Source organism: Shewanella eurypsychrophilus, assembly GCF_007004545.3.
Lineage (GTDB): Bacteria > Pseudomonadota > Gammaproteobacteria > Enterobacterales > Shewanellaceae > Shewanella > Shewanella eurypsychrophilus.
In genome coordinates, this window is the sequence record NZ_CP045503.2 from 4079880 (window position 1) to 4106479 (window position 26600).

General features: G+C 44.9%; 38 protein-coding genes and 1 pseudogene. 13 read left to right on the forward strand and 26 right to left on the reverse strand.

The window, feature by feature from the left end:
* Positions 1-48: 48 nt before the first annotated feature.
* The 24 genes from FM038_RS17335 to FM038_RS17450 form a co-directional block, all read right to left on the reverse strand.
* Positions 49-372: a hypothetical protein gene (locus FM038_RS17335; protein WP_142874576.1), complete on the reverse strand. Its 324-nt coding sequence runs from the start codon at positions 370-372 to the stop codon at positions 49-51.
* Between the two features lie 151 nt (positions 373-523).
* Complete coding sequence (locus tag FM038_RS17340; RefSeq protein ID WP_142874577.1) at positions 524-832, reverse strand: hypothetical protein; 309 nt, start codon at positions 830-832, stop codon at positions 524-526.
* A gap of 105 nt (positions 833-937) precedes the next feature.
* Entirely contained in the window at positions 938-1462 is a 525-nt protein-coding gene (locus tag FM038_RS17345; RefSeq protein WP_142874578.1) for a hypothetical protein, read from the reverse strand.
* A 230-nt stretch (positions 1463-1692) separates the two neighbouring features.
* Positions 1693-2046 (reverse strand): hypothetical protein, encoded by a 354-nt coding sequence (locus FM038_RS17350; RefSeq protein ID WP_142874579.1) that lies wholly within the window; start codon positions 2044-2046, stop codon positions 1693-1695.
* A gap of 121 nt (positions 2047-2167) precedes the next feature.
* Positions 2168-2644, reverse strand: a complete 477-nt coding sequence (locus FM038_RS17355; RefSeq protein WP_142874580.1) for a phage virion morphogenesis protein — start codon at positions 2642-2644, stop codon at positions 2168-2170.
* Positions 2644-2859 (reverse strand): hypothetical protein, encoded by a 216-nt coding sequence (locus tag FM038_RS17360; protein WP_142874581.1) that lies wholly within the window; start codon positions 2857-2859, stop codon positions 2644-2646. The genes FM038_RS17355 and FM038_RS17360 overlap by 1 nt, the downstream gene beginning before the upstream one ends.
* Complete coding sequence (locus FM038_RS17365) at positions 2859-4298, reverse strand: phage minor head protein (protein WP_142874582.1); 1440 nt, start codon at positions 4296-4298, stop codon at positions 2859-2861. Before FM038_RS17365 ends, FM038_RS17360 begins: the two co-directional genes overlap by 1 nt.
* Positions 4298-5974 carry a DUF935 domain-containing protein gene (locus tag FM038_RS17370; protein WP_185965856.1) on the reverse strand — a complete coding sequence of 559 codons (1677 nt, stop codon included), beginning with the start codon at positions 5972-5974 and terminating at the stop codon, positions 4298-4300. The genes FM038_RS17365 and FM038_RS17370 overlap by 1 nt, the downstream gene beginning before the upstream one ends.
* A 2-nt stretch (positions 5975-5976) precedes the next feature.
* Positions 5977-7650 carry a terminase large subunit domain-containing protein gene (locus FM038_RS17375; protein WP_142874583.1) on the reverse strand — a complete coding sequence of 558 codons (1674 nt, stop codon included), beginning with the start codon at positions 7648-7650 and terminating at the stop codon, positions 5977-5979.
* The gene (locus FM038_RS17380; RefSeq protein ID WP_142874584.1) at positions 7650-8228 is read right to left on the reverse strand and encodes a DUF3486 family protein; all 579 of its coding nucleotides are present in this window, start codon (positions 8226-8228) and stop codon (positions 7650-7652) included. Before FM038_RS17380 ends, FM038_RS17375 begins: the two co-directional genes overlap by 1 nt.
* Positions 8225-8488: a hypothetical protein gene (locus FM038_RS17385; protein WP_142874585.1), complete on the reverse strand. Its 264-nt coding sequence runs from the start codon at positions 8486-8488 to the stop codon at positions 8225-8227. Before FM038_RS17385 ends, FM038_RS17380 begins: the two co-directional genes overlap by 4 nt.
* A 1-nt stretch (position 8489) precedes the next feature.
* Positions 8490-8786 carry a VpaChn25_0724 family phage protein gene (locus FM038_RS17390; RefSeq protein ID WP_142874586.1) on the reverse strand — a complete coding sequence of 99 codons (297 nt, stop codon included), beginning with the start codon at positions 8784-8786 and terminating at the stop codon, positions 8490-8492.
* A complete protein-coding gene (locus tag FM038_RS17395) occupies positions 8786-9094 on the reverse strand; it encodes a DUF2730 family protein (protein ID WP_185965857.1) in 309 nt (102 codons plus the stop codon). Before FM038_RS17395 ends, FM038_RS17390 begins: the two co-directional genes overlap by 1 nt.
* A gap of 10 nt (positions 9095-9104) precedes the next feature.
* Positions 9105-9320 carry a TraR/DksA C4-type zinc finger protein gene (locus FM038_RS17400; protein ID WP_142874588.1) on the reverse strand — a complete coding sequence of 72 codons (216 nt, stop codon included), beginning with the start codon at positions 9318-9320 and terminating at the stop codon, positions 9105-9107.
* A gap of 73 nt (positions 9321-9393) precedes the next feature.
* A complete protein-coding gene (locus tag FM038_RS17405; protein WP_142874589.1) occupies positions 9394-9612 on the reverse strand; it encodes a hypothetical protein in 219 nt (72 codons plus the stop codon).
* Positions 9609-10028 (reverse strand): DUF1353 domain-containing protein, encoded by a 420-nt coding sequence (locus FM038_RS17410; protein WP_142874590.1) that lies wholly within the window; start codon positions 10026-10028, stop codon positions 9609-9611. Before FM038_RS17410 ends, FM038_RS17405 begins: the two co-directional genes overlap by 4 nt.
* Positions 10025-10306, reverse strand: coding sequence for a hypothetical protein (locus FM038_RS17415; RefSeq protein WP_142874591.1), 282 nt, complete (start codon positions 10304-10306; stop codon positions 10025-10027). Before FM038_RS17415 ends, FM038_RS17410 begins: the two co-directional genes overlap by 4 nt.
* Positions 10303-10902 (reverse strand): glycoside hydrolase family 108 protein, encoded by a 600-nt coding sequence (locus FM038_RS17420; protein ID WP_142874592.1) that lies wholly within the window; start codon positions 10900-10902, stop codon positions 10303-10305. Before FM038_RS17420 ends, FM038_RS17415 begins: the two co-directional genes overlap by 4 nt.
* A 97-nt stretch (positions 10903-10999) precedes the next feature.
* On the reverse strand, positions 11000-11530 hold the full coding sequence (locus FM038_RS17425) for a hypothetical protein (RefSeq protein WP_142874593.1): 531 nt from the start codon (positions 11528-11530) through the stop codon (positions 11000-11002).
* 9 nt (positions 11531-11539) lie between these two features.
* Positions 11540-11734: a hypothetical protein gene (locus FM038_RS17430; RefSeq protein WP_142874594.1), complete on the reverse strand. Its 195-nt coding sequence runs from the start codon at positions 11732-11734 to the stop codon at positions 11540-11542.
* A gap of 109 nt (positions 11735-11843) precedes the next feature.
* Positions 11844-13220, reverse strand: a complete 1377-nt coding sequence (locus FM038_RS17435; RefSeq protein WP_142874595.1) for a PIN-like domain-containing protein — start codon at positions 13218-13220, stop codon at positions 11844-11846.
* Positions 13221-13230: 10 nt separating this feature from the next.
* The gene (locus tag FM038_RS17440; RefSeq protein WP_142874596.1) at positions 13231-13617 is read right to left on the reverse strand and encodes a trypco2 family protein; all 387 of its coding nucleotides are present in this window, start codon (positions 13615-13617) and stop codon (positions 13231-13233) included.
* 29 nt (positions 13618-13646) lie between these two features.
* A complete protein-coding gene (locus FM038_RS17445) occupies positions 13647-14609 on the reverse strand; it encodes a hypothetical protein (protein ID WP_142874597.1) in 963 nt (320 codons plus the stop codon).
* A gap of 22 nt (positions 14610-14631) precedes the next feature.
* Positions 14632-15045, reverse strand: a complete 414-nt coding sequence (locus FM038_RS17450) for a helix-turn-helix domain-containing protein (protein WP_223292889.1) — start codon at positions 15043-15045, stop codon at positions 14632-14634.
* Between the two features lie 115 nt (positions 15046-15160).
* Between FM038_RS17450 and FM038_RS17455 the strand changes: the two genes are divergently transcribed.
* The 12 genes from FM038_RS17455 to FM038_RS17510 all read left to right on the forward strand — a co-directional run bounded on the left by FM038_RS17455 (position 15161) and on the right by FM038_RS17510 (position 23180).
* Complete coding sequence (locus tag FM038_RS17455; RefSeq protein ID WP_142874599.1) at positions 15161-15433, forward strand: helix-turn-helix domain-containing protein; 273 nt, start codon at positions 15161-15163, stop codon at positions 15431-15433.
* Positions 15434-15506: 73 nt separating this feature from the next.
* Positions 15507-15941, forward strand: coding sequence for a hypothetical protein (locus tag FM038_RS17460; protein WP_142874600.1), 435 nt, complete (start codon positions 15507-15509; stop codon positions 15939-15941).
* The gene (locus FM038_RS17465) at positions 15941-16429 is read left to right on the forward strand and encodes a hypothetical protein (RefSeq protein WP_142874601.1); all 489 of its coding nucleotides are present in this window, start codon (positions 15941-15943) and stop codon (positions 16427-16429) included. The genes FM038_RS17460 and FM038_RS17465 overlap by 1 nt, the downstream gene beginning before the upstream one ends.
* A gap of 5 nt (positions 16430-16434) precedes the next feature.
* Positions 16435-16764, forward strand: a complete 330-nt coding sequence (locus tag FM038_RS17470) for a MarR family transcriptional regulator (protein WP_142874602.1) — start codon at positions 16435-16437, stop codon at positions 16762-16764.
* Positions 16765-16779: 15 nt separating this feature from the next.
* Positions 16780-17751, forward strand: a complete 972-nt coding sequence (locus FM038_RS17475; protein ID WP_142874603.1) for a hypothetical protein — start codon at positions 16780-16782, stop codon at positions 17749-17751.
* Positions 17752-17753: 2 nt separating this feature from the next.
* Positions 17754-19541 carry a DDE-type integrase/transposase/recombinase gene (locus tag FM038_RS17480; protein WP_142874604.1) on the forward strand — a complete coding sequence of 596 codons (1788 nt, stop codon included), beginning with the start codon at positions 17754-17756 and terminating at the stop codon, positions 19539-19541.
* A gap of 23 nt (positions 19542-19564) precedes the next feature.
* Positions 19565-21031: an ExeA family protein gene (locus FM038_RS17485; RefSeq protein ID WP_185965858.1), complete on the forward strand. Its 1467-nt coding sequence runs from the start codon at positions 19565-19567 to the stop codon at positions 21029-21031.
* A complete protein-coding gene (locus FM038_RS17490) occupies positions 21028-21291 on the forward strand; it encodes a hypothetical protein (RefSeq protein ID WP_142874606.1) in 264 nt (87 codons plus the stop codon). The genes FM038_RS17485 and FM038_RS17490 overlap by 4 nt, the downstream gene beginning before the upstream one ends.
* Before the next feature lie 29 nt (positions 21292-21320).
* Positions 21321-21941, forward strand: a complete 621-nt coding sequence (locus tag FM038_RS17495) for a DUF3164 family protein (RefSeq protein ID WP_142874607.1) — start codon at positions 21321-21323, stop codon at positions 21939-21941.
* A gap of 9 nt (positions 21942-21950) precedes the next feature.
* The gene (locus tag FM038_RS17500) at positions 21951-22598 is read left to right on the forward strand and encodes a gp16 family protein (RefSeq protein WP_142874608.1); all 648 of its coding nucleotides are present in this window, start codon (positions 21951-21953) and stop codon (positions 22596-22598) included.
* 55 nt (positions 22599-22653) lie between these two features.
* Complete coding sequence (locus tag FM038_RS17505) at positions 22654-22842, forward strand: hypothetical protein (RefSeq protein ID WP_142874609.1); 189 nt, start codon at positions 22654-22656, stop codon at positions 22840-22842.
* Positions 22842-23180: a Mor transcription activator family protein gene (locus FM038_RS17510; RefSeq protein WP_142874610.1), complete on the forward strand. Its 339-nt coding sequence runs from the start codon at positions 22842-22844 to the stop codon at positions 23178-23180. The genes FM038_RS17505 and FM038_RS17510 overlap by 1 nt, the downstream gene beginning before the upstream one ends.
* Before the next feature lie 131 nt (positions 23181-23311).
* Here FM038_RS17510 and FM038_RS17515 read toward each other — a convergent pair.
* Together FM038_RS17515 and FM038_RS17520 are read right to left on the reverse strand one after the other, a co-directional pair.
* Positions 23312-23830: pseudogene (locus FM038_RS17515) on the reverse strand (transposase); the annotation flags it as partial.
* A 489-nt stretch (positions 23831-24319) separates the two neighbouring features.
* Positions 24320-25123, reverse strand: a complete 804-nt coding sequence (locus FM038_RS17520; protein ID WP_142874611.1) for a TerC family protein — start codon at positions 25121-25123, stop codon at positions 24320-24322.
* A gap of 802 nt (positions 25124-25925) precedes the next feature.
* Here FM038_RS17520 and FM038_RS17525 point away from each other — a divergent pair.
* Entirely contained in the window at positions 25926-26333 is a 408-nt protein-coding gene (locus tag FM038_RS17525; protein WP_142874612.1) for a hypothetical protein, read from the forward strand.
* Positions 26334-26600: the final 267 nt, after the last annotated feature.

Here is a 26600-nt window from a genome sequence, read left to right on the forward strand (position 1 = left end):
ACAATGATCGTTGTGGGGAGGAAGCTGTATTAACCTGGGTTAGTAAAGTTACTTAGGTTTTATTTCTAGTGACTCTAATACGTCATCAGTATTCCAACCCAAAAGACGCTTATGCACGTTCTGATATAAAAATGCATGTTTCATTGCATTACTCCTAATTATCTGACCTCTACTTCTTCGAGTAATAAGCGGCCACCTAGCCAATGCGATGCCATATTTTGATTGGATATATTCGGCTACGTCTTCCAGTACTTCTTGTAATATATCCGCAACCCATTTATCAATCGCGATAGTTGTGTAATTACCATACTCGTTTTTTATGCGGTAATTGGTTCTGCCTTCTGGGTGTTCAAACAATTTGGGGCTATGCATGATGTAATTCCTTCCTTTGATTGGTTTACATCATTTTAAGTTCAAGTATTCATTATTCGCTATCGAAAATGAAAAATTAAAAACACTACTACCTAACATCGATTCTCAGTACCTACGTATGATGTGCTTTGAGTTACTACTTATTTTAGTACTACTCTTTAGGTGTTGTTTGGGTAACCGTCGGGGCGGGAACATTGGCTTCACTTGGTATCCCTTCAGGCTTCACTACTAGTTGAAAATCTAGAAAGTGACCTTCATCATCCAAGATCAATATGATCCACCCAGCATGCTGCATACTTACTAGCATGGCCTCATTGAGCCGACAAAGTTTATTAGCTTCTTCTCGAAGTTTTTTGCTCGCTTTTCTGTAATAACACCATGCGACAAGCAATGAAAACATGCACCCTATAAAGACTTCTGTTATACCAACTAAAGTTAATTGTCCTATACCAGCTTCCATACAAATTCCTTACATTAAATATATTGTGATATAGAATGTATAGAAGCTCAGTTAACCTATTTCAAAGATATCCAAAAAATTTATTTGATGAATTTGATAGATGACTTACAGCCCTGCTAGACGGGTGACATCCTGTATATCTTTGTTTACCTCGCTGATTTTATCTTCATTGTCCCTAAGTTTTATTATATTTCCCTTTTCAAAAAATGAAATTGTACATTCATGACCCCACTTACAGTCTGCATACATTTCAACTAACCTTGCTTTAAGTTTACCTTGAATCGGGCGGCTCAGCCCTTCATTAAAATTCTTTACATGCTCATAAATAGTATTTATTTCCCTTCTTTCTTCTCGGGTTAAAAATGGAGCGACTTCAGCGTATAAAGCATCATATATTTTTGAACTTATACTTTTAGGCATATAGTAAGCTCTAGGGCCATCATCAAGCTCCACTATCGCTTGCTTTAACCGTGTAAGAGAGTGTTGGAAGTCGTCTATTAAATCTTCGAGTTCAGCTCTTATCGCAGCTTCCTTATGCTTAATAACCCAAATATACTTGAGCCAATCAACCATTTGCCCCAAAACGAACCCAGTGAACAACGTTATCATTGCGATTTCAAATTTATTCATGAATCATCATTTCCGCATATTTAAATTATGTATACCAGATTTTTTCATATTGCTTCCTCTACTCAAAGCTATTACCTCTTTATAAACCTTTTATAAACGCCGCATTGGAATTTGAAGAACCCACACACCACATAATGTCATTTAACTCATATCATCGCTTAAAATGCGTTTAAGGGCACGCCGTGACACGTACCGACATGCAGAGCAGAACTATGATGCAGGCGATCATATTACGCTTGGATAGAAACTCTTTTGGGAGCTGATAGATATATATCTATATCAGAGTTTAAATTACTGTTGGCAAATAGATGCGTAATCAGAGCTGGTCCAATTGGTATTGAGATAGGTTCATATTCTTGCATCAATTCAGAGTCTTCGCCTTCACGAAATTCATCATCTAAATCATCAATAATTTTCACATGGACAGTGTAAAACTCAAGATCTTCATCCGGCCACACCCATAAGTACAAGTAGGAAGAATTGATTTGGGTATGATTCAATAACTCTTTAAAATTTCCTTTTGCACTCAACTTTTGAGCTTGCCTCCAAATGACTTTGATTTCTTCTGTTTGACTCTGACTCATAACTAACATTCCTTGTTATTTGTTACTGTGTTTAAAAATACATAGTGATAAGCAGTTTAACCTAGTTTAAATCTCATTGTATTGATTGAAAGTATAGAAGTATTTAAATATTCACAGTGCTTCAAAGTGCTTTAGCCAGATGATGCTGCAGTATGTCGATGATCTCCACTCGCTCGAATGGCGCGATACCTAAAAAGGGTCTGGCGGGGATCTCTTGATTGGGCATCATGCTAAAGGGACTGGTGACACCACCGAACTGATGCATGGCGGCGTATTCCATATTGCTACCAAATTCGAGACTATCCTTGGTGAGCTTGTAATGCAGCGTATCGGCCAGCGTTCCTGACTCGGTTAAGATACGGTCGGTTCGTTCGCCTTGTTTAATCTTCTGCTTAAGGGTGGTGCTACTGAGTTCTTCCCAGGGCGTACCATCGGGCGCTTGTTGATCTATAAAGCGTTGCTGGGTCGACTCAGTTAAGCATTCGCCTATATCACCTAAGGCCGGAGTGAGATCACCACTTCGTTTAAGCAGGTCATTGAGCGCCTTGGCTATGCTGCGTTGGCCTTTAACATCGACCGTGATGAAGGTGCCAGCCATTACTCTTCATTCTCCAAGGATGTCTCTGAACCCATCCACAATGCTAACTGCTCACTGCTGGCTGCTGCAATTAACGCCTCAAAGCTCATCTCAATAAATTGCTTCTCTTTTCCGGTGGCTTTGGCGGCGAGTGCTTCAAGTTGCTGCCAGGCATCATTGGCCAAAGGTTCTTGCCCGTATATTGCCTGGGCTTGTGCAAGTAGTTCAAATGCCATTATTTTCCCCATCCATTTTTAGGTAATAGCTCATCAAACCAGTGTACTACATCTGGCCACACTTGCTGCAGTTCCGTGCGCGCTAATACATAGGCGGTAAAGTGTTCCGCAAACCACTCTTTCTCACTGCTTGCGGGATTGCCATAATGTGTCAGAAACTGCTGAGTCGGTGGGCTGGGAAGACCTAATTTGTAATGCACCTGATGGCCCATCTCGTGTATCCATGTGACAAGTCGACTTGCATCATCAGTAAAGTCACCCGTAGCCTCCGAGAACGCCCACCATAGCTGTTTGTTATTGATGGGATATGGCCCAGCCTCTATCGCACCTTGCTTAATAATATTGACAATGCCTGAACGCACCTTGTCGATATCCACGCGGCTCAGTTTATGCTGGGTTGTGACTTGAACCACCACATGGTCAAAATCAATACTGGTAAACCCTTCAGGCTTAGGATTCTTTCTGAGGGTATACCTTCCCAATGCTTCTCGTGCATTAAACCCCAAATAGTGACCCACTTCTGCACTGATGGCTGCACTTCGTTTGCCACCGGCCATTTCAGCCGATTTAATAAACAGCGTCTTACGGTTGGTGCTCTGAACAAAGTTTACCAGTTGCTGCAGCTGCGGCGCGGATGGGGTCTCCATCAACTGAGTGAGTACCTGGTTAAGTCCATCAATATTGACACCTTTGACCGTACTAAAAGCGCTGGGGATATGACGCTGTGGCGCTTGATAAACGGGTGCCTTTTGCTTAGCGAGCGCTTGCTGTTTAGCCAGGTTAGTCGAGCGCTTGGGTATGTAGTCAAAGCCTGGGTCTATGCCCTTAGGCACTTGATGTATTTCCCCTGTTTTGTTGTCTGTCCAGTCGCGTAGGCCGTCGTTCGGTGCGGCTGTGGTTGTTAAACCTTTACGCTCGAACTCTGATTGACTCACGCCATAGATGCGGCATTTACAGCCCCAGCCATTTTGCGCAAAGTGGGTTTGCCACCAGGGATCGGACTTAGGCAGTAAGATGCCGTGCCACTTGAGATGCAGCTCGCGGGGATAGCGGCTATCGCCATGGGCATAGCGCCAATACTCAAACTGCTGCAGCTGCTCATAACGGCCAGCGTTATAGCTTTGGCGCATGTTGGTATCGAAGATCACCTTAGCGCGCCAGCTAGCCTTACCTGTATGCTCCCAGCCATATTTGGCGACGATATTATTAAACTCTTTTTTAAACCAGGTCAGCGACTTGCCATCTGCAATGGCGGCATCGACCGCACGCCTAAAGTCATTAAGCAGGTCATCTTTCATTGCACCAGCAACACTAAAGCCAGAGTTATGGCCATGACGCCATAAATCGCTCCAGGACTCGGTTGGCACATTAAGCTTGTTGCGAAAGAAGGTTATCTGCTCATCGAAAGGCAAAGAGCCGTAGCGGGCACTTGAAGGCATTAGTTACCCTCGCTTACATCAAATTGCCCCGCTAAATCGGCGGTGACCAATGCCAATTGCAACACTTCACTGGCCTCATCGATGCTGAGATCTAACTCGCTCAAGCTCACCTGCAGCGCTTCTAGCGATTCGGCGTTCTCTACTAATAAACGCACCTCATCGGTAAAGCCTGCCAATATGGGGGACATGCCGGCCTGTAGGCTTGCAGACATTAAATCAACATCATCGACTTCTTGCTTCTCTTTCTCGCTCTGGGATTTAAGCACTGCTATTCGTTTAATGGCCATCTGCTTAAGCTTGGTTTGTGGTTTATCAAACGCTAACTCTGTACTCTCATTTTTAGCTTGTTTAGTTAGCATCACTTCATCTTTCTGTGCCACAGGGATCTGCAATTTGTTCTGTGCCCAGGCTTGAGGAATAGCAAAGCCAATATCCACCAACTTAGGCAGAGACTCGGCATATCCCTTGAGGTCTTCGGCCTCTGTCACGTTAAACACTAAGCGTGGGCTACGATTAGGTGTTCGATAGCTTTTGCCGTTGAGCATGTACATCGGCAGCACTAAGTCACGACTTAACGTATTGCCTATCTGCTTAAGGTCGCTGTCCCTTAGTTCCTGACGCACTTCGTTATGTACATTGCCCAATGCATTGGTTGATGACTTACCATCGGCCTGACTGGTTAAGGTACCGCCCAATACCGCTTTGGAGATGGTTTTCTCCATCAGGGCTATCATGTATTCAAACGGGTCTTTATTGCCTTTGGCCGCTTCTTTAAAATCAATCTCCATCCCTTTGGGAATGATACCCCCAGCATTGTGGCCGATGCTCATCACAGCTCGCAGCAAGGTGGCTTTTTCAGTTTTATCCGCGCCAGTTGGATATTTACCCAGGCGCAGCGGCAAGCCATAGATCTCTAAGAATTCAGCGAGATCGCGCACGCCGTAGTTTTTGAACAGGAACGGCCAAGCCAGTACTCGGGCCAAACCATTGCGCCCCAGGTAACCCGACTTAGTCTTATGCACATGGCTTATCCAACCAAAGGACTGTAAGGCTGCACCCTCAACGGTGTTATCACGCAGGCGGAGTTCGTTACGATCAACAATGTTGTTATCACTTCCACTGGCACTCGCATTCGTTTGCGCAGTCATAAACCAGCTAGGATCTTTAAAATTAAACGCTTCAGGCAGCCAAAGCTTGCCTTGCTGCTGCCAAACAATTTCACTATTTGAAAAACCTTTTAAGATGGCGTCACTCATATCGAAAATGAGATCGTCTAATATCTGCATATCCTCAAGCTGCTCGGCTAGCATTTCAGCATCTTCAATCTCATCTGCAGACGCATTACGTGGCGGCACTATTTGCCATTCAACATCAAGAAGACTACGGCGACGCTTTTGTAGCTCAGAGAAAATATGACCGTCTTTCTCTTCCATATCTTCTGCTAGCTCGCATTGAGCAATCAGATCACCTTGCTCAGCCTGGCTGAGTATTCGGGCCAGCTTAGCCGGTGTTAAGCCTCGACTCGGATGCTGAGCATAATGACTGTGAAGATGTCCCAATTTAGCAGTATCAGTTTGCGGCTTCTTGAGCTCCTTCACGCTGAACCGGGTGCCATTCCTATCTGTTTCAACCGTCTTGTCTCTCAGAGCTGTTTCGTCATTCTTTGTTATAGCCATGATTAATAGGTTCCTCGATCAAAGCTGTGGTAACCACTCTCTTCATAAGAGTCGTCATCAAAATCGTCATTTTCACTATCAGCGCTGCCTTTGCCTGGAATAGCAGTAAACTCGATAATACCGCCTTCCATCCAGCTGGCGCGAATGGCCATGGCTAGGGCCACCGCGAAGTCCCCATGACGCTGCTGGCCAGTGGTGGCGCTCTTGTCTGAGCCTTTATCAATTTTTGGGGTGCCGTTGGTGACCTTGATTTTGGCCATATCATCAACAATATCTTGGTGACGTGGAATACTGAGATTGAGGTCTTCAAACTCGGCCTTAAGCTTGGGCATCCACTCGCGATACCAGGCCTCACTTAACATCACTTGCTCGACCATCTCGGTGCCATAACGGAACATCGCGGCCTCCGCCAGGTAACCACCGTTACCCGTGGCATCGAAAGACATGCCCTGCAGGCGAGGTAAGTTGTCGCAAATGTAGAACAAGATCTCTCGCTGTGCGTCATAGGTCAGCTTGGCCAGTTCCACCACGAACGGGGTGCGTTTACTCAAGTCGGGCGCTATCTCTAAGGGCACAAACAACGACAAATCACCTTTGCGCGCAAAATCCTCACCGAAGGCGTGGTTCCATAATGGGTTGAGTTTTTCTAGGTGCGGCTTAATCTGTTCACACCACTCTTTAACCTGAATGTTTCGGTGAGCCTCTGACCAGGTCTCAAAGTCTTTAGGGGCTTCAAGAGTAATAATCGGGATGGAGTTGTCTTTAACCATCGCCTCTTCGATCAATACCCGCTTGATGTAGGTACCGCCACCCTGTTTGGGTACGCAGCTGTACTCCTCTAATGCATCCTCTTCACTGGCTGTTGCCTTGAGTAGCCCAGCTTTCCAGGCGTCTTCTAACGCTTGGTTCCACTCAATTTTACGAATTTGGCAGATACGCTTATACAAGCCTTCACGACAGGCATCATCGAGGGTGATGCGATGCACGCTGTAATCTTTCTTACCGGCGCGGCTGTCGTTAATCAGCTCGTTAAACTGGTTATCGGTGCCGTTATGAGTACTGATAAGGCGCACCTTATCGCCCCACATAGTGAGTGCTAGCGCTGCTTTGAGCACTTCACCTAAGCGGTCGTGGAACGCGGCTTCATCGATGGTGACGTTACCCTGCATACCACGTAGGTTGCTTGGGTTAGATGACAGCGCCTGAATTTTATAACCAGATTCGAAATAGATAGCGAAGGTGAGAATGTCTTTGTCGCCATCTTCATCGCGGAAGATTTCCTCTTGGATCTCACCTGCAGCCTTATTGAACGCCTTGGCCCACATAGCTGCGGCATCGATAAACTCCCGCGCCATCTCCTTGTTAGAGCCCACATAGTAATGATTACTACCGCCAGCACTGCGCGCTGCAGCTGCCGTCAGTACTCCGTCAGCGGCTTCGGCCCAGGTTAAACCGGTACGGCGAGACTTTTCGGCTATTTTGAGTTGTGACTCGTCCGCAATCCAGCGCTTCTGGTATGGCAGTAACACCTCGGCGGGATCAAACTGGGCCATCTCGGCTTGGATCTGTTGCTGCTCTCTGTTATGCGCCGCTTCAGCTATTGCCTTGGCCAGTGTAGTTTTACCGTTATCAACATGGCCAATGGTGCCGACGTTGACGGTGTTGGTCTTAGTCATCACGCTATCCCCAAAATTTCACGCTTAATCGAGCTAACGGCATCAGCGGTGAGTCCGGCCTGGCTCGCCACTTTAACTGCAGCGTTCGCCGCTTCTTCGGCAAAGACCTTGCGGATCTCTTTCTCACGTTTGTGACTGGCCATGGCGGCTGATTCGAGACGCTGAACTGCGAGCATGGCATCTTTGATCATGCCCACATCGGCAGTTTCGCCATCTTCATTAAGCAAGGCTTTGAACAACTGACTGCGGGCCATCTCAAGAATGAGCTTGGTGACTTCACCTGTGGGCTTGTCTCCGAGCTCAGCGGTCCAAACTTGCGTTATCTCGCGCATTTCACGCAAACTCTTACCCACGGATTCCATTTTTGTGGCGTAACTATTCAAGCCTGAACGGGAGAGTTTCTGCTCTTCGGGCAAACCTGCAGCCTCTATCAGTGCATTGATTTCGCCTAGTAGCTCCATCTGAGTGATAGAGCCGTCACGCAGACCTGTGTCTAAGGTCTTACGAATGTCATCTGGCAGCAGGTCCACTTTAGAACGGCGGCCACGGGTTGGAGTCTCTGAATTAAAAGAGGTCATTTTTCCTCCCGATCTGCTTCAAAAGAATATTTCAAATCACCCCAAGCCTCTTCCACAGCCTTTTTAAAAGCCCGCTCAGCTTGAGCCACTTCGGGCATCTTCTTAAAATAGATTTTACTAAAATCGCCATCCTTAAAAGGCTTGCCCTCGGCTTCACATCTTGGCTTGAGCACTTTGGCTTCTAAATCAGCCGTAGCCAATGCAAGCGCTAAATGACGTAATAACTTCTTTTGAGAGGCATTAAGTGGCTTAACCTTCATACTATTCTCCCGCCCTAGGCCGCTTGATGCCTGGCACAAATGTGAGGCCATCAACCACATCTTGCCCACGGGATTTAAGCTCGGCGAGTAAATAGTTACCCTGAATTTTGACTGAGATTAAACCTTGCTCCTCAAGCCAATAGAGCTGAGTTTTAACCGTGTCGCTGCCCATCTCAACACCGAAGCTGGCGCAGGTGTCACGTACCATCGAATGGTTAGCACCAAAGCCCACCATGGCCGCTAGCGCCGTCAATATTGAGCGGCGCTGGTGTTCATTTTTAATATCAGTTAATGCCATTAGTTTTTCTCTCTCAGTTCATTTTCGGTGAGCATCTCAGTCATCCGTTGCAGCGATTTAAGCTGAGGCGATACCGCCTTTAATTGGGCATTGACCTCGACTAGGTTCTTATCAAGACGATGAAATTCATCTTTACTTGGCAGATGCTCTATATCGCTCTCTAGCTGGTCGACCCGTTTTTCTAGCTTGTTGATGTTGTCTTGCTTGGCGTAGGTCTTAGCCAGAAACCAGTTGGCACATAAGAAAGCCAATGAAATGAATGCGTAAATCTGCACCCAATAGGTTTTAAACCACTCAATCACATTCACGTTCAGATCCTTATTCGTGCTGTTGCTGACATGGCACACAGCGAACAGCTTGAGGGTTTGCAACTAGCCTTGCTGTGCTCATAGCGCAATGACAACCCAAGCAGTACCTAACACCACCTTGCTCATAAGCTTGTTCGCTTTGATGACTCTTGCGCTGTTGTGTGGCCAGCGCATCATCACGGTATCGCTGCTCTAGCTCACTGGCGCGGTCAAACTGGTCGCTCATGATCTATTCCTATCATCTATGGCCCCTTATTGAATGGGCCCTGGTTAAACATGTATTACTGGTAACTCAGCCTCTAATTTTCTGGATGATGCTCTAGCAACGCATCGACTAAACCCGCTGAGGCACAGTAATCAATGCCGATACTTAAGCCGTTGTCTTTCATTTTGGCTTTGATTTGGGCACGAGCCTCTGAGCTAGTGGTGCCACAATAAACCCGTGAGATATCGCCGAACTCATAACTCGCACAAGCACTAAAACAGATAGCTAACATGAGTGAAATAAAGGTTTTCATCTGTATCTCCTATTTTTTGTTGGTGGTTTTTCTTTAGGGAACGTCCAGCGAGGTGCGCCTATTTTGAGTGCTCCGTACATGGCTAGGGCTTTAACTTTACTGACACCATCAGCCCGAATCGCGTCATAAAACATACGATGTACCTGCTTGTGAGGGCGTGATTGAGTGACGCAATAAACATCGTGGATCACACTACTGCGGCGATAACGACCATTGAATGGTGAGCCAATGAGGTACCACAGTGGACGGGGAATTGAAGCCCCATCGATGATAGACCCAGCAGGGGCAGTCCATTTGATCCCGTCTTTATCAACAAAGGAAAAGGGCTCTTCTAGCAACATTTTTCGTGGCTCTTTGGCAAGCCAATGAGTGACTACTCGGCCAATAAAGTGTGGCTTTGTGAGTTTTTGACTCATAAGTGCCTCCTTAGCATGTGATGGATCTCGTTGATGGATTGCCTAGCAATGCTTGGGGCTGGATGCACAGTTCTGCCAGCTCTTAACTTGAGTCGTTCAGCCTGTATATCGACCATGCTCACGCTGCACCAGCCTCGGCGAAACTGACTCTGCCAAGTGGCATCGTGACTGTAGAGTGGGCATGGCAAAGCGCTGGCACAGTCATCCGCACGCTTAGTTTCAGCTGTTAAACGCTGAACGCGTCCCGCTTGATAACGTGCTAACTGATGGCGGTTCATGCAGCCGCTCGTCTTGCAGAGTTCGGCTGCCATCCCTGCCAGCCGTAGCGGTTGGCAGCTTGGTAGACAGCTAATTGCAGCTTGGTGAGGCGATGCATCCAGCCTAAAAGGAATATGGCCTGGCTGTGATCATTCATCACGATGCGGGCATACTTACGCCCACGGCGAGCGAGGTACAGGGTCAATAGGTCATTGTTTTTATGAGCATGAGTATGACGGTCGATGGCCGCCAACGTAATAGGGCCGAGTATGCCGTCAGGCTTAGCCTTAATCGCACGTTGCAGCATTTCAATCGCCATGCGTGGCCCGTGGTTTACTGCAGCGTCGAATACCGCAATGGCCAATACATTGGGCAGTTCATCACAGCGACACACGCGCCAGTAATCGCGGTGGTAAATACGTTTAGCTTTTTCGAGGGTTAAAGTATTGAAATCAATATTGGGATATGAACGGCGGCTAATGCCGTAAAGGGTTTCACCGCCTCGGTCGGCAGCTACATTGGAATGACCTCCCTCAGCCGAAATTATCCAGCTAAAAGCAACTGGGTAGATTTGACCAAAGTGTTTATTAAGTGTAGATATTTTGTGTATTTTCATGCTGCCAGAGTGGCAGTATGAGTGGAGAAGGTTAATTAACCTCGGTTAGTAAATAATTTACTAACTCAGGTTAATTAAAACTTTGCTACAAAGATGCTTACTTTGCCGCGCCAGGCTTAGGAATTGATGAGGACCAATTAAACAAGTTCGCTGTATTTTCTTTAAACCAATTGATTTTATGCAGTTGGTCATCATCACAACCTAGCTTACGGGAAGCATCATTATGACAAATTTCCAGCAATAGCTTTTTAATTGGGGGCTCATTCATTTCAATCGCGGCAAGACGAAGTTTGATAGAAATATCCCCTGCATCATCCAGCTCATCCCCAAATTCGAGTAAGGTTTGATTTACCGCTAAGTAATCACGTCTGAGGCTATCATGCAGGTTAGCTTTACCGCGAGTATCAATGATCAGATCGATACTCTGTAGTACAGCCACAAATGCAGCACATAACATTCCTATCTGCGCTTGTTGTGTAAAAAAAGCCACTGCAGATGTAGAAAATATTAATGATAATGCACCCGTAACGCGATGCCAGCTCTCAAAAAACTGCTGACGACGCATATGGTAGTGCACCCCCAAGCCAATTTGATATTGGCAATTGAAGATTTTCTCAGAGCTAGACATAGGCAGCCTCTATTTTTTATCAACTGGCTTATCGCTACCACCTGCAGGCTTAGGTGGTTCGAAATGAGATGTGATCTCGTGTTTAAAAGATTCAACATTCTCATACATACTTTCATCTACATTATATTGTTCATTACTGCTCGTAGAGTCGTTGCTATTCGTGTTTGTGTTGTTGGTATTATCTAAAGGTTTATCTTTGCTCATTATAGTGTCCCTATAAAAACTATCAAACTTACGATTAATACAGACAAAACGGCTCGCCTATATTGGTTTATAAAATCAAATTGAGTTCAACTCTTAAGCATTCTTATTTTTAACTTCCAACCGAAAATGTTACTAGTTCCTCAAAAACCTTCATAGAAGCTATGTCCCCACCTCCTGAGATTGTACCTATCGTACACTCCGTGAGCGGAAGATCAGACAGCTCCCTTGTTAATATTGCAGTTATTTCAGAAGCGACTTCGACTTGAGGCACCTGCAAAATCAACCTGACTTTATCCATTCCACTCTTTTTAGCGAAATGATGCGCTTTAACAATCGACTTACTAACAAGACCAATTACCCCATCAGGGCTTTGAACCTCTACAAGATTGATTGCTACGGATATTTCATCTAAACGAGTAATATAGTCGACACCTATAGTTTCAATAGATGATTTTACCTCTCCATCATATTGCGTTTTTAGCCAATTAAGGACTAATAACCTTGTAATGCTTTTGGAGAAAAAGCTCATCACTGCAGGAAAAGAAATTTTACTCGCCAGAGTCGAAACATCTCTAACTTCTTCTATCGTCTCTTCTGAAACTCCAGCATTTAACTGTTCATTTGCTTGCTTCAAGAACCCCTCGGAGCTATACATATGAAATCGCTTCACGCCAGACTTTTGGCTAATTTCCCCCTTTAACTCTGGTCTTGGTGATATCGTCTTCTCACCATTTTGTTTGACCTTCAACCACCAATCTTCTTTATTGTCATCAGTGATAAAAATCAGATCTGACAGTTGGCTCTCTTTTGCATATTCAACTACTTGTGCCCAAACGATATAGTCACTGTACTTTCTCTGGTAGCTTAGATCGGCATAAGAAAATATTGGCTCACCCGATTGATCTTTCTTATCATCCATATAACCAGGAGGCACTTTGTTCTTAAACCTTGTTTCAGCCTCCTTCTCAAGTGACTTTATGGCCTCTTGGCTTGATGGCCTTGGGCCAACCTTACCGTCCAATAACGTATCAAGCCGAATTCGGATCTGATCATCCCCTACGACACTAAAATGCTCTTTTTCTAACGTATCGAGCTCTTTCAGAAACTTTTCGCCTGCGGCATTGATATCACTAATGAAAGCATCGGGGGTTATCGTTGAGTGTCGTTTACTGAGCTGCAATTTATTTAGCTCCCCCTGCATCGTGGAGGTACAGCTGTTAACGACCTTTTTAACCTCAGAAAACTTCGAATGTTGACTAGCGATGACCTTCAGTCGGTTTCGCTGATATTCAAGAGCCACATGGTATGGCACCCAAACCCTGTCTTTAAAGCGTTCAATGACATCTATTAACTGCTTAGTTGTGCTTTCCTGGTATCGATAAAGGTTAAGCAACACATTGGCGTCGAAAACAAAGTGGGCGTTCTCCCACAGGTGTTTTACTTCTTGCTCTTGAAGACCATAAAAGCCATTAAATTCATTCTTCATTATTAGATACTTAGTCTTTATCTGATTTACTGGATGACATCACCACGGGGACAGAGAACTTAATCCGTGAGGTGCTAGCTGCTTTGTTAGTTGATTCGCCACCGCCACTCAGTCCTAACGACATAACAGCAACTTTTAAACCGGCTTGCTTCTTATCAGAAGCATCAACCACCACGGCAATATCGAAATCGACTTTATGTACAACACGCGTCCCATCTATATTGCGATAGGTTGCACCTTCATCTTTAGTACGACCAAATATCTGTGGATCTTTGTTGTCGATTTTAAAGTTATGGGGACTAATGATCGCATTGGTATCCTTAAGCGCTTCACCTGCATCCATAACTCCCTTTGTGATATCAACCAGGGAAGATTTAATAAATTCACGTAATTCCACTTAAATTCCTCTTAAAATCTATCAGGTTATTAAAAATACCTAAACCAGCCTAATGCACTGACAATGGCAGCAAAGGTAAATACACCAACGAGTGCATACTGCTTAGCTTCCTTTAGCGATTGATTCGTCTTAGCTTGAGTATCCTTATATGCCTCAACTTTCAGTTGATGTTCCTTCTCCAACTTGTGGACATGGGTCGTTAAGACTTTGACGCTTCTATCAGCTATTTCCAGCTTCTGATTTACCTCAACCAGCTCTTTGTCACGTTGCTGCAGGTCTTCATTGGCTATTACAACAGCCTCTGTCTCAGCAATATCGATGGAGCGCAGATGTGACTTCAGATCTTGCTTAGCCTTTATTTCTTCAGCCTGGCTTAGATCTAGTTGCAAGGTAAGCAGCTCACACTTTTTCTTGTTAAGAAAATAGAGTGCCTTATGGAAGTTGTTCTGGCTGATTGACTTATATCTAGGCGGGACAATATTCTTTGGTACATCACAAAAGTCACTGACACCTGACCACAGTTTAGGCTTAGTCATATCAGTATTGAGTGGCTTAGCGAGCACCATAATCTGCTCTAGGCACTCGTGAAGTTCAGAGCATTGAGGGCCGGTAAGACACTCATCAGTTTCTCTTTGTCCTGGTGCTATTGAAGGCTTTGGGTTGAATGCGGTAGCAGGAGATTGTTTGGGGCCATAGTACGGATGATTAGATTGAGTTGGATAAGAAGGTTCTGGATGATAAGGCGGTACGTAGCTCACATGATTATTGACTACAATACTGGGGTTTTGCTCAACGTGATGACTATCCTCACTTTTCACAAACACCTTGTTAATAGAAGGATTTTCTGACTTCTGAGATAACATGCTGTCTCTAGATGCGAGAACTGCATCTAGGATATCATCACCTGACTCACTTAACATTCCATTCAATTTATTGTCCATTCCTTTGGCCATTAATTCATCCACACAACTGTCTACATCTTTATCATCCATACAGCTACTACCTTGTGTATTCTTATGCTGCGAAAAGTGAAATTACCTTAGCTCCTAACTCAACAGGATCGACCTCTTTGTTTTCCTCTTTAGCCTGTTTGAAAATTTGATAAATCTCCATAGCCACAGGATAGAACATCTCAGGATGGGCTAACTTTCTCCCAGAACGATGAACATATTTTGCAACCAAGTCGATCGCTTTCTCTTGCAGATGAAAATCAAAATCCGCTGTGAAGCTGCGCTTTCCTGTGATCACAAATTGAGTATCGCAGCCAATCATTTGTGCTAGAGCAAGGTACTCAACGTCAGGCTTTCTTTTTCCCGTTTCATAATTCGATTGAGTTAACTTTGTCACTCCACACTTTCCAGCAAAATCTGGTTGATTTAACCCGAGCTTTTGACGTTCAGATTTTAAACGTTGAAAAAAAGTATCCATATGCATACAAAAACCATTGACAGTATACGTTCGTATACCTATAGTTATCCCATCTTATTAACTGGTTTACGAATTGCACCCCGTAAACAACATTTATGTATCAGAGGATTAAATCATGAAAGCCAATGAAATTAAAGCCGCTTTGCAAGAGCGTGGTCTCACTTACTCAATGATTGCCGATGCCACCGGGGTTAAAATTGCCCACATCAGTGCAATTATCAATCGTCACAACAAATCCATGAAGGTGGCCAATATTGTCGCCAAGGCAATAGAGCTGCCCGTAGAGCAGGTATTTCCAGAGCATTTCACCGTACTCAATCAGCGTAAAAAAGCGCAAGAGATCCGTCAGGTCGCGGTAAATGATCTGCGTCAACGTTTGGCGTCTTAATCAGGTAAGGGGCGAATAACAGCCTACGCCAGTGACCCGTTTGGGTCTGATCACTTTTTAGGGAAATGTTTGTATGACTAATGTTCTCGAGACTAGCAGAGCTTGCGAGACCAGTGCGCTTAATACATATCTGGCTCCAGACCAGCAGTTGAAACAGGGTAACGTCTTGTGCCCAGACTCCCCACTGCACTACCTGCTGCCGTTGTGCCGGCCGCAGCTGCGCCAACTGCTCAAACATGGCTCGCACCACTCCGATATCACCAGGCTCCAGAACTCGACGAAGCGATCTGTTAAACAGATAAATTTCAGCCAAGGCCTCCTCACTAATAGCTTGGCCCAGCCAATGATTAAACGTTTGATAACCCATATTCGTGTCAGTAGCCATGAGTTCCAATCTCCCTATTTGATTGATTTCCGTGAGTGCTTAAATGTTGGCGGCTTGTGGCTTATCTGTACAGATGCAGAGCAACACTTTGTTTGGAAACACACTAAAAGGAGGGGGTTCTAATGAATAGTCGAAATTGGAAACGTGAAGTACCCAACTCACTCAATCATGCGCTACGTCTGTGTAAAGAACACAGCCTAGAAAAGAAGAACCTGTCGGTAGAACGTATAGCCGATCGCATGGCCACTTCCGTAGACACCCTCTATAAGTGGTTGGGAAGCGGCAAGATGCCGGTAAACCAGCTGATCAACTATGAAGAGCTAACTGCTGGTAATAGCCGCACTGGCCGCCCCTTTGTGACGGAGTATCTAGCTCACTCTCAAGGCTATCTATTGATCAAGATGCCCACAGGCCGTCAGGCTGAACATACCGATGTATTAGAGCTCAACATATTCATGCAGCAGTTTATCGCCGAGCTTCTAAGCCTGCAGGCAGGTGAAGGTGATGCTGAACAAGCGATAACGACTGTGAAGACACTGATTCAAGACTTAGCGTTTCAGCATAAGAATATCGAGCAGCACCAATCACCACAGCTGGATCTAGGGGAGTAACGGCGATGAGCGCAACAGTAAAGAATGACAGCCAATATATCTCAGGGCAGGTGCAGCGCACGTTAAAAGTGATGTCGGTAATGGCTGGGCGTGAAGTACAGGGGATTAGCCCCAGCGAACTGGCCAAGCTAGCCCAAACCTCACCGGCGAATATCACTCGCATCCTAGCTAACTTAAAACAAGCCCAATTTGCTGAACGCCTGCCAAGTGACAGTAGCCGCTGGCGCTTAGCCCCCAAACTAGTGCAGATAGCTAACTCGGTTTCACTGAACTTAAATCAGGCGCAACTGCAGTTACAACAAGACCAACAAAACTACAGCCTACTAGCCATTTAGCGCTAAGGAACTCCCATGACAAAACAAGACACAAAAGTCACAGATCTATCTGCAGAGCAGGAAAAGGCAGTTGTTGAGACCAAGGAAGTGCTCGCCTCGAAGCAGGATGTACTCATCAAAATTGGTCAGGCTCAAGCTTTCAGCTATACAGCAAAGTTACTGACCGTCAGTGAATTGAAGGTACTAAAAGAGATCAAAGAATCCAGGGCCTACAAGGGATTGACCTATACCAATGATAAAGGTGAGTTACTGACGGTCAGTGGTTGGGGTGAGTGTTGCCAATATATTTTAGGTGGCAGTCAACAGCACATTGATGAAAGGTTGAATAACTTGACGATGTTTGGTGAGGAGTTTTTCGAAGCTTCACAGAATATGGGCCTAGGTTACCGTGATCTTCGTAAGTTACGCCAACTCCCCGAGGAAGAGCAAGCTTTGGTTATTGACTGTGAAGCCATAGATACAGGCGACAAGGAGGCCGTTAAGGAGCTGATTGAAGATCTCACCGATAAGCATGCCAAAGAGAAGGTACAACTAAAAGAGCAACTGGACGAAAGCCAGAAGCTGGCCACTGTACGCAACAACCTGCTGCAAGACGCTAACAGCCGCCTGAATAATACCACCGAAGAGTTGATGCAACTTAAAGTTGACAAAAATGCAGCCCCTGAGCCTGACCAATGGGCTAAGCAGGTGTATGACATTAATCAGCTAAGTACGCGTATCGCAGCAAAGGCCATTGAACTAACTGAGCAGTTAGATGATGTGTCTGAAACGATTATGTCGGCAGAGGTCGATGAGCAACACAGCCAACGTGCATTAGAACACATGGCTGCAGTGCAGGTGCATTGTGTTGACCAGTTGTTTTTGGCAATTAATACACTGTCGATAGAAACCCGTCAACGTTTCGAATTTTTTGTCAGTCAAAGCCGCCCCATGTACAGCGAAGAAGAGATTTTAGCGATAGAAACTGAAATCGAAGCACGAGGTTAGTCATGACAATTAATACCCCTCTAAACCTAAACCTACAAGAAAGCTATAGGCAACTAGCTCAGCAGTTAGATGCTGCCCCACATGGCGAACGAGGGGCATTGCGCCAAGCCTTTGAAAAAATGCATGGTGTGTCATCACAAACAGTCTATAGGCAACTCAAGCAAGTTGGCTGGGAAACCACACGTAAAACACGTTCTGATGCAGGCAGCACCTCTATTGATGAACAAACTCTGCAAGAGATAGAAGCGGTAACGCGCTTAAGTCAGCGTGCCAATGGTAAGCACACCATGCCGACAACTGTTGCTGTATCAATGTTAGCGGGCAGTGGCCGCGAGATTAATTTGTCAAATTCACGCCTTAATCAACTCCGCCGCCAGCGTAAAAGTACCGCTAAACATCAAAAGCAAGCTAGCCCGCATCAGCAGTTACGTTCACTTTTCGCTAACCATGTGCATCAGGTCGATCCATCCTATTGCCTGCTTTACTACGCTCCCTGCGGTGGACAGAAGGTACAGAAGTTTGTCGATGAGTCAGATATGTATGCCAACAAGCCAGAGAATATGGAGAAGGTAAGTAACCTTAAGTGCTGGCGCTATGTGCTGACCGACCATTATAGCGGCAGCATTATGGTCCGCTATTACCAAAGCAAAGGTGAGACCAGTGCCAACTTGTGGGACTTTTTATTGTACTGCTGGCAGAGCCTGGACTCACGCCCATTCCGTGGTGTGCCTGACATTATGGTATGGGATAAGGGCTCAGCTAATACCAGTGGTGCAATTAAAAATGCGCTGGATGCGTTGAAGATTGAGCATATTGCCCACATGGCAAAGAACCCGCGCGCCAAGGGCCAAGTAGAAAGCAGCAACAACATTGTTGAGTGCCATTTTGAAAGCCGATTAAAGTTTGAGCCTGTGAACAGTGTTGAAGAACTCAATCAGGCTGCTGAAGCTTGGTACAACGCTTGGAACGCTAACCTACTACCCCGACAAGATAGCCGTTTGCGTCGCCGCGGCATGACGCAACCCATTGCGCGTTATGAATTATGGCAAACCATATTACGTACACCTGAAAAGTTACGTGAACTCCCCCCCATTGAAATGTGCCGTTATTTATTAAAAGCAGAGCCTAAACCTAAAAAGGTACAAGGCAATTTAGATATCAGCTTTAAGCATCCTGCTGCCCCACGAAGCCAGCAGTATTCACTTAAAGGGCTGGCACATGTGGTGATAGGCGAAAAAGTGGCGGTAGCACCGCTGTATTACGGTGATTGCCAAATTATGGTGACGATAAGTGACTGCTTGGGTGAAGAGTACAAACACGTTTTAGAGCCCAAAGAGTTTGATCAAGCAGGCTTTGCGATTGATGCGCCCGTGTGGGGAGAAGAGATTATTGGTATGGCTGACACTGAGGTCGAAACCCGCAACAAGGCCTCAGACAGAACTGCATTCCCTGATATGGATCTTGAGCAGATTAAGAAGGCCAAGGCCAAACAAGTCACCCCGTTTGAGGGCAAGTTAAACGCCCATAGCCACCTGAAAGAGATAGAGCAGCCCACCTTTATGCGCCGTGAGGGCAGCAATATTGAACTGACCGAACAGTACCAACCTGCACAGCGCAAGCCGCTAAGTCGTATCGCACTTAAGCGATTGGTGTTGGCTGCACTTGGGCGCCCACTCAGCATTGATGAAAGCCAAGAACTTGAGCAGTACCAGGATGTGTTCGATGAAGACATTCCACAAATTATGGCGAGTTTACTGCAGCCTGTGTCGCCGCTAAAGCTAGTGAAATGAGTGCATTAAATAAGGATATGACGATGACTAATTTAACGATTGACCAGATTTTAAAGCGTAATGATATGCCTCGTATGGCGCTACTGCGTCAACTTAATAATGAAGGCTATTCAATTGGTAAATGTTCTATGCGCAATCTTGCCGAAAAAAACCAGTGCCCACGCCGAGCACCCGTTGCAGCTGTAAGAAAAGCGCTGGGGCATCTACTCGGGAACAATATTAAACAGGAGGAGTTAGACACTATTTTTAAACATCAACCTAATGGGGGAAATAACAAGGTGGATATATCACAGCCTGTGTATGGCGTGATTGAGCTGCTTCAAACAAACGACCTGAGCCAAATGCAGGCGATTAACGCGCTAAAACAAGATGGAATAAACATATCACCCACTGCCATGAGCCAGATTTTGCGCCATGGCATTTGGCCTAAAACGGTCGAACGCGCTGATATTGAAACCTCTTTAACTGCCTGGATAGCTCAGTTTGTGACTAAAAGACAACTCAATAACATGTGGAAAGTACGCGGAGTGACAGTTAATGCCACTCCTAAGAAGCCTTTAACCACAGTGCCAGATGTTGCGGTTAAGCCGCGCATCACTTTTGAACAACCGGAGCCTGAAATGTTAAATCAGACGACTTTGCGTCACTTTAAGTTATCTCGTCATCCATTTGAAAATGAGATCCGATCTGAGTCTGATCTATTTATGAGTGAACAGCAGGTGATGTTACGTGAGGCCATGGTGCAAGCCACGCTTGGCGGCAGCATCATGGCGATGATTGGTGAGTGTGGCTCAGGTAAAACTGAGACGCGTAAAGGCTATATGGAATACATAAGACGCCATCACCCTGAGGTGCAAGTGATTGAACCTATGGTGATCAACAAGAAGCGCTTAACGGCTGAAATGATCTTTGATGCCTTAGCTGAGGAGTTGATGCTCACCACGCTACCTGGAAGCCTTGAACGCCGAGCTCGCAAGGTGGAGAGCGCACTGAAGCGCAGCGTGAAAGCGGGTAACCGTCATGTGTTGATTATTGAGGAGGCCCACGACCTGACCAATGATGTTGTGAAGTACTTGAAGCGTATTTGGGAGCTGAGTGATGGCTTTAATCGCTTAATCAGTATTGTGTTAATCGGTCAGCCTGAGCTTGCACAAAAGCTAGCCCCTTCAAACTATGAAGTACGTGAATTTTCTCGTCGCTGCAATGTGATGCAAGTGCCGCCACTGGGCCGTTCATTGACTGAGTACATTGCCCATAAGTTTAAACGCTGCAATGTGAACTACCTAAATGTAATAGAGCCACAGGCCATTGATGCACTGCAGCTGCGACTACAAGCCAAGGTGAGTTACGGCATGGCGGCCAAGGCAAGCGAGCATCAGGACATGAGCTACCCGCTGATAGTGAACAACTGGTTGGTATGCGCCATGAACCTAGCTGCGAGCTTAGGAGAAACCGTTATAAGCGCTGATGTGATACAGGAGCTGAAATGAATAAGGCCAATAAGCATGTGATGACGAATTTAGCTAACGCCATGCTATGTGCAGCGGTTTTAGACAAACACGGGATCACCATGAACCATGTGAACCTGGAGGGAAGCAAGCCCTGCATCGAGGTAACAAATAACAAGAAGCTTGATCAGTTAACGCCTGTATCTGTAGCGATATCTAACCAGGACGGTAGCCGCTTTGAGCGCTTATCTGCCGAAGTTGAAGGCACTAATGTGCAGTGGCTTCAACCTCTTTATAACTAAAAGATAACTAGAACTAAACGGAGTAAATGATGAATGAAGCAGTAGCGGTACCAGCAGGTTTTAAGCGTGATGCCAAAGGCAACCTAGTTGCCATGAGTAATATCAAAGCCATTGACCTGATACGTGATGAGTTGGTGGGTAAGTTGTCTGGCTTAGCCGCTAAGCAACAGGTGCAGATGCGTGACTTTAAGGCGTCAATCATTGATGAGCTAAGTGCATTTGTGGACCTGTCAGCCGAAGAGTACCAGATTAAACTTGGCGGCAAAAAAGGCAATATCACTCTGATGAATTTTGACAGCACCTTGAAGGTTCAGATTGCGGTGAGTGAGCAGCTGCAATTTGATGAGCGTCTGCAGGTGGCTAAGCAGTTAGTCGATGAGTGCATACATGCCTGGTCTGATGGTGCAAACGACCGCATCCGAACTTTAGTAGAACACGCCTTTCAGGTCGATAAAGAGGGCCAAGTGTCGACAGCCAGAATTTTAGGTTTACGTAAACTCGATATGGAAGATGAACGCTGGGATCGCGCCATGAAAGCCATTGCCGATTCGATTCAGGTGACCGACAGTAAATCTTATATCCGCTTCTATCAACGCCGCAACACAGACGATGCATGGCAAGCGGTATCACTCGATATAGCAGCACTTTAGGGGGAAGAGATGAAAAAGCAATTTAAGCCAAAGTCCTGGTACATCAAGATGATCCATATTGGTAAGAGGCAGTTAAAAATTGATGAGCAGTCCTACCGCGCTAATCTATTACTGCTGACGGGTAAGCGATCTTGCCTGGATATGGAGATTTTAGATCTCGTTAAGGTGTTGGAGTTTCTCAAGTCTAAAGGCTTTAAATTTAAGGCTGGTAAAGCAACTAAATCTGCCAAGAGAGCCGCTCCGACTCAGCTTGATAAGTTGCGTTATATCTGGATAACCATGAACAAGCAGGACTTTTTAAAAGATGGTTCTGATAACGCCCTAAACAACTGGAGTATGGGGCAAACCAAACGCCTAAACGATGGCACTGCCATCGCTAAGTTGGAATGGCTACAGCCCAACATGCTAAATGCACTGATTGAGCAACTGAAGAACTGGCATATCCGCATGCTAAACGAGGCTATCGATCATCAATATCCAGCTGTGGCTCTATTAAGCCAGGAGGGACAACTTTCACCGGAGAACTATCAAGCCTTCGTTGAACTCGATGAAAAGCTTAGGGCTAAAAGAACTCAAGAGTCACTAAGTGGTGTTTACAACGCTTTAAGCCTGATTTTATCAAACGACAATTCAGCACCAAAGCAAGCTGGTGATTAATGAGTGGTGTAATGGCCCTACTTATATATGTAGGGCCAGAGCAGAGGATCAATTGATGATGCATGAAATTGAATTAAGCGCAGCTGCAGTGCTTGCAGCCAAAAAGCTATTTAACCACCTAACAGTAGATGATCTTAGCGCTGCTGGATTTACCGAGGAAGATGAAGCAGCCTTCGGTGAGTTATATCGAGGTGTTCAAGGATACATTGAAGAATTAGAAATGACCGAAGGGAGTGAAGCGTAATGAGTCAGAGTGAACGTTCAGCAGCTTTTCTCGTAGATATGCTAATCCATACCGAAACCATGCTGACAGAGTTTGGAATTGAGAAAGATAAAGCTGCAGAAATGGCTCAGAATATTGTTGACCAGCTCCGCCAGACATACGGTGGTGAGCAGTTCTATTTCCCACGAGGTGACAGCTTAGATGTGACACTTTCCCATCACAAGATTTATGCCAAATTCAGAGGCCACAATCATGTTCAGTTATCGAAAGAGTTTGATGTTTCGGTGACTCATATATATCGAGTGGTGAAGGCTATTCAAAGTGCAGAAGCGGCGCGACGTCAACCAGGTTTGTTTTAGCTAATTCAGGCAGCAAACCTATTTTCACTATTTGAAACTCCTTTTAATATACCATCCGACTTAATCTTGATTGATCCGGGCTGATCCAGTAGTTTTCCCACACTTCCCCTATAGTTTTCTCTCTCAGTAACATCTAGTAATGCTTGGGACTTAAACCGCCCCTCCCAGAAGCGACCTGTACACTTATCCTCTTTATTGGCCTTACGTGCAATGGGTTCATTTAAGCACCGCATAAACCAGCTGATATCACATAAACGGCTTCGGTACTGGGCAATTGAACGCCTTAGGAGTGACAAGTTCAGCTCTTCAACCAACTCACCTTTTGCAAACCTTTGCGTTAGCTCTGTCCCTTTAAATAGTTGATGCCACTGCTCAATAACCTCCCTATCAGACCAGCTATTGGCTAACTCAATATCAATTCTCAGCACTAAATGAAGATGGTTACTCATCACAACATATGATGCTATATCAATTGCAAAAATCTCACCCAACTTAAGCAACTGAGATTCGACCCAGTATTTTCTATGCTCATAAGATTTACCAGTATTTGGATCCACTCCTGTTAGCCAGGTTTTACGCACACATCTCGAAGTTGTGTGGTACCAAAGCGTATCCTCCACGCTAATTTGGGTTCTTCTTGGGCGGGGCATAAAAACCTCCTACTTCATACAATATTTAAAGCTTAGTAGGAGGATGGAAAGTACACAATTTACTATGGGTGGCCATATTTATTACCCTCACCTCACAAGGTGTTAAGTTGCCCACGCAGTTGTTGCGCTGGAAGCCAACGCAGAGAATGGCTTAAAAGCAGTTTCGAGTTGCGAGGAAAAGCGTCAGACTTGTGCGACTCTTGAAAAAAGTCAGCCCTGAGCGGTTCTTATAAATAGACAGCCTTGAGCGGATTATAGAAAGAGTAGCTGTAAGTTTTAAGTACAAGCTAAAAGAGAAAAGCCACCGAGCTCATCTTATTTAAACTAAGAGGTTCTGGTGGTTTTTTGTTTTCTGTCAGGCAGTGTCAGGTTACTAATAAAGATATGGCTGCCCTTCCTTTTTAAATAGACTTAAAAAAGTGACTTTTGGCAAACATTAAATTCAAAAAGGAGTGGTCAAAGCCACTCCTTTTTTGTCATCAACTGCGACTAGGCTTCAACAGCTTTATTCACAGTTATTATTTTACTTTTAGCAGGTATTTTAAATCTGACCTTAAGCTTGCGCTTAATCTGCAGCGGTTTGCTTCGCTTCTTTTTTAATAGCACATGACAAAGCTCAATAATCAAACCAAATGCCATCGCAAAGTAAACATAACCCTTGTTCACGTGCACACCAAAACCTTCCACTATCAATAGTCCTCCTAATAAAACAAGGAACAGCAGCGCCAAGGTTTTAAAGCCAGGATAAGCTAGAATCAAATTATTGATCTTACCTGCAATCAACACCATAACAACTGCAGATGAGAGGATAGCTGCAACCATGATAGGCACTTCATTGGTAAGCCCCACCGCAGTGATCACCGAGTCCATCGAAAACACGGCATCGACAGCAACAATCTGCAATAGAATGACCGCTAAACCTGTTTTAGCATAGTTAGATTGATTCACCTCAGCATGGCTAACCAGCCAAGACCAAAGCTCCTTTAAGCTTTTAAGTAGCAAGAATAGACCACCTAAAATCAGAATTAACTCGCTACCGGTAAAGGCCATATCCGCGACAGAAAATAACGGTTTAGTCAGTGTCATGATCCACGAAATTGAGAATACCAGACCAATACGTGAAATAACGGCTAGTGAGATGCCTAAATTACGCGCCATCTCACGCTTCTCTTTGGGCAAGCGCTCACAAAGTACTGAGATAAAGACTAAGTTATCGACACCTAAGACAATTTCCAATGCAAATAATGTGGCAAGCACAACCCAAGTTTCGGGCAGTAAGAAGAGTTCTAACATGATGATTTAAGCTCCATTGTCTGGTAGCTCATTAACATTGTCAGTCGACTTCGTGGGTCATCCATTTTAAGTTTAAAACCTCTAAGTAATTGATACATTGCGATTAGAGCACCAATATTTAGAGCTGACAACAGAATATAATCACTCAGTTATGCGTATTACAGCCATTTATATTGAAAACCTATAGAAATTGATAAACCCACAACGAAATAGATAATAGTTACATATAGATAAGCAATCATTAATTTAAGATAACAGGCAGATTAATTAATATTTAGGGTGAGTTTTAGTATATTTATGGGCAATTAAAAACTGAAAAGTCATCCCATTCAACTCAAGCTTTCATGAGTGAGAAGTTGGGTGAATAGGTAGAAGTTAAGTGAATTGATTAAACGATAAGAATAGCTACGGGTAATAGCTCCCGTAGCTTTTGGATAGCCTTTTAATTAGCAGCTCTAGCTAAACTTGGGTGCATTGAGCATGTTAGGAGCGATAATAAAGCCCTGCTAGCTGCGCATCCACCTCAATTTTTCCCGCAAAAAAGACAGGGCAAAAAGACAGGGCCACGTTCAACCTAGAAGTGCACCACCTAGACTTTTTTACTCTCTATTTTAATGACCTAAATTGGTATGGTGTTATTTGAATATTGTTAGTGCGCTAATGTAGCGTTAAATGAAGCGTTAACCTTGATATGTTTTGTATCATGTTTTGAGCAGATACTGCTTTGCGGATATAGAAATAATGCTTAATATCACAGCTGTATGTCCCTATGTGATAAAGGGATTAATGAGAGGATCCTTTGATGAGTTCTATTAGTGGCGTCGACAATGGTGCAAATATTAGTACAAGGGCTAATATCAACTCGAAAATAGCAGGTGATTCGGCAGCTCAACAAGCCACTGTCAGTCATACGCCAGAGCCTGTTGCTAATGCAACTTCTACGGGCACCACGGTGGTATTATCAACTGCTGCGCACGATAAATTAGCCGCTGAGCAAGGCGCAGCTAAAGTTGCTGACAGTTCAGAAGGTGAAACCGCAAAAGTAGCTAATGCTGAGTCAGATGATGGGGATCTTGAGTCCTTTGCGTTTGGCGCTTTAGGCCTAGATCATCCTGATCACATTGATGAAAATAGCGATTCATCTTATTCAGCAGGCCAATATGTTAAAGCTGTCGCGACGATTGGCGGCATGATAGCAATGTTTATTTAGACTTGTTTTAGGTTTAGAAAAGAGACAAAAGATGGGACTGCTATATCTTTTGTGTTATTAACTTAGTGCTATTAACTTCGCAGGGCTCCCTCAAACTCCAATCTCTTTATCCAAATCAAAAGCGATTCACCACGAAGGACACTGAAGCCACTCAGAAAGGCAATAGTAAGAAAGAATTATTGAACCTTGAGTTAGAGCTTTACCTCCGCGCTCACCGTGTAAGCGAAGCACTCCTTGGTAAGAACGCGCTTTTTCTTCATTAGACAT

What these genes read in the sequence shown, in the direction of transcription:
- FM038_RS17425 (WP_142874593.1), bottom strand. Translation starts at nt 11,530, where the DNA reads ATGTCTAGCTCTGAGAAAATCTTCAATTGCCAATATCAAATTGGCTTG.
- FM038_RS17480 (WP_142874604.1), top strand. Translation starts at nt 17,754, where the DNA reads ATGACAATTAATACCCCTCTAAACCTAAACCTACAAGAAAGCTATAGG.
- FM038_RS17445 (WP_142874597.1), bottom strand. Translation starts at nt 14,609, where the DNA reads ATGGATGATAAAGATGTAGACAGTTGTGTGGATGAATTAATGGCCAAA.
- FM038_RS17415 (WP_142874591.1), bottom strand. Translation starts at nt 10,306, where the DNA reads ATGAACCGCCATCAGTTAGCACGTTATCAAGCGGGACGCGTTCAGCGT.
- FM038_RS17345 (WP_142874578.1), bottom strand. Translation starts at nt 1,462, where the DNA reads ATGAATAAATTTGAAATCGCAATGATAACGTTGTTCACTGGGTTCGTT.
- FM038_RS17430 (WP_142874594.1), bottom strand. Translation starts at nt 11,734, where the DNA reads ATGAGCAAAGATAAACCTTTAGATAATACCAACAACACAAACACGAAT.
- FM038_RS17355 (WP_142874580.1), bottom strand. Translation starts at nt 2,644, where the DNA reads ATGGCTGGCACCTTCATCACGGTCGATGTTAAAGGCCAACGCAGCATA.
- FM038_RS17340 (WP_142874577.1), bottom strand. Translation starts at nt 832, where the DNA reads ATGGAAGCTGGTATAGGACAATTAACTTTAGTTGGTATAACAGAAGTC.
- FM038_RS17450 (WP_223292889.1), bottom strand. Translation starts at nt 15,045, where the DNA reads ATGGATACTTTTTTTCAACGTTTAAAATCTGAACGTCAAAAGCTCGGG.
- FM038_RS17455 (WP_142874599.1), top strand. Translation starts at nt 15,161, where the DNA reads ATGAAAGCCAATGAAATTAAAGCCGCTTTGCAAGAGCGTGGTCTCACT.
- FM038_RS17420 (WP_142874592.1), bottom strand. Translation starts at nt 10,902, where the DNA reads ATGAAAATACACAAAATATCTACACTTAATAAACACTTTGGTCAAATC.
- FM038_RS17380 (WP_142874584.1), bottom strand. Translation starts at nt 8,228, where the DNA reads ATGACCTCTTTTAATTCAGAGACTCCAACCCGTGGCCGCCGTTCTAAA.
- FM038_RS17495 (WP_142874607.1), top strand. Translation starts at nt 21,321, where the DNA reads ATGAATGAAGCAGTAGCGGTACCAGCAGGTTTTAAGCGTGATGCCAAA.
- FM038_RS17520 (WP_142874611.1), bottom strand. Translation starts at nt 25,123, where the DNA reads ATGTTAGAACTCTTCTTACTGCCCGAAACTTGGGTTGTGCTTGCCACA.
- FM038_RS17510 (WP_142874610.1), top strand. Translation starts at nt 22,842, where the DNA reads ATGAGTCAGAGTGAACGTTCAGCAGCTTTTCTCGTAGATATGCTAATC.
- FM038_RS17475 (WP_142874603.1), top strand. Translation starts at nt 16,780, where the DNA reads ATGACAAAACAAGACACAAAAGTCACAGATCTATCTGCAGAGCAGGAA.
- FM038_RS17405 (WP_142874589.1), bottom strand. Translation starts at nt 9,612, where the DNA reads ATGAAAACCTTTATTTCACTCATGTTAGCTATCTGTTTTAGTGCTTGT.
- FM038_RS17385 (WP_142874585.1), bottom strand. Translation starts at nt 8,488, where the DNA reads ATGAAGGTTAAGCCACTTAATGCCTCTCAAAAGAAGTTATTACGTCAT.
- FM038_RS17410 (WP_142874590.1), bottom strand. Translation starts at nt 10,028, where the DNA reads ATGAGTCAAAAACTCACAAAGCCACACTTTATTGGCCGAGTAGTCACT.
- FM038_RS17470 (WP_142874602.1), top strand. Translation starts at nt 16,435, where the DNA reads ATGAGCGCAACAGTAAAGAATGACAGCCAATATATCTCAGGGCAGGTG.
- FM038_RS17400 (WP_142874588.1), bottom strand. Translation starts at nt 9,320, where the DNA reads ATGAGCGACCAGTTTGACCGCGCCAGTGAGCTAGAGCAGCGATACCGT.
- FM038_RS17360 (WP_142874581.1), bottom strand. Translation starts at nt 2,859, where the DNA reads ATGGCATTTGAACTACTTGCACAAGCCCAGGCAATATACGGGCAAGAA.
- FM038_RS17500 (WP_142874608.1), top strand. Translation starts at nt 21,951, where the DNA reads ATGAAAAAGCAATTTAAGCCAAAGTCCTGGTACATCAAGATGATCCAT.
- FM038_RS17465 (WP_142874601.1), top strand. Translation starts at nt 15,941, where the DNA reads ATGAATAGTCGAAATTGGAAACGTGAAGTACCCAACTCACTCAATCAT.
- FM038_RS17370 (WP_185965856.1), bottom strand. Translation starts at nt 5,974, where the DNA reads ATGGCTATAACAAAGAATGACGAAACAGCTCTGAGAGACAAGACGGTT.
- FM038_RS17390 (WP_142874586.1), bottom strand. Translation starts at nt 8,786, where the DNA reads ATGGCATTAACTGATATTAAAAATGAACACCAGCGCCGCTCAATATTG.
- FM038_RS17485 (WP_185965858.1), top strand. Translation starts at nt 19,565, where the DNA reads ATGACTAATTTAACGATTGACCAGATTTTAAAGCGTAATGATATGCCT.
- FM038_RS17460 (WP_142874600.1), top strand. Translation starts at nt 15,507, where the DNA reads ATGACTAATGTTCTCGAGACTAGCAGAGCTTGCGAGACCAGTGCGCTT.
- FM038_RS17335 (WP_142874576.1), bottom strand. Translation starts at nt 372, where the DNA reads ATGCATAGCCCCAAATTGTTTGAACACCCAGAAGGCAGAACCAATTAC.
- FM038_RS17375 (WP_142874583.1), bottom strand. Translation starts at nt 7,650, where the DNA reads ATGACTAAGACCAACACCGTCAACGTCGGCACCATTGGCCATGTTGAT.
- FM038_RS17505 (WP_142874609.1), top strand. Translation starts at nt 22,654, where the DNA reads ATGATGCATGAAATTGAATTAAGCGCAGCTGCAGTGCTTGCAGCCAAA.
- FM038_RS17490 (WP_142874606.1), top strand. Translation starts at nt 21,028, where the DNA reads ATGAATAAGGCCAATAAGCATGTGATGACGAATTTAGCTAACGCCATG.
- FM038_RS17350 (WP_142874579.1), bottom strand. Translation starts at nt 2,046, where the DNA reads ATGAGTCAGAGTCAAACAGAAGAAATCAAAGTCATTTGGAGGCAAGCT.
- FM038_RS17365 (WP_142874582.1), bottom strand. Translation starts at nt 4,298, where the DNA reads ATGCCTTCAAGTGCCCGCTACGGCTCTTTGCCTTTCGATGAGCAGATA.
- FM038_RS17435 (WP_142874595.1), bottom strand. Translation starts at nt 13,220, where the DNA reads ATGAAGAATGAATTTAATGGCTTTTATGGTCTTCAAGAGCAAGAAGTA.
- FM038_RS17525 (WP_142874612.1), top strand. Translation starts at nt 25,926, where the DNA reads ATGAGTTCTATTAGTGGCGTCGACAATGGTGCAAATATTAGTACAAGG.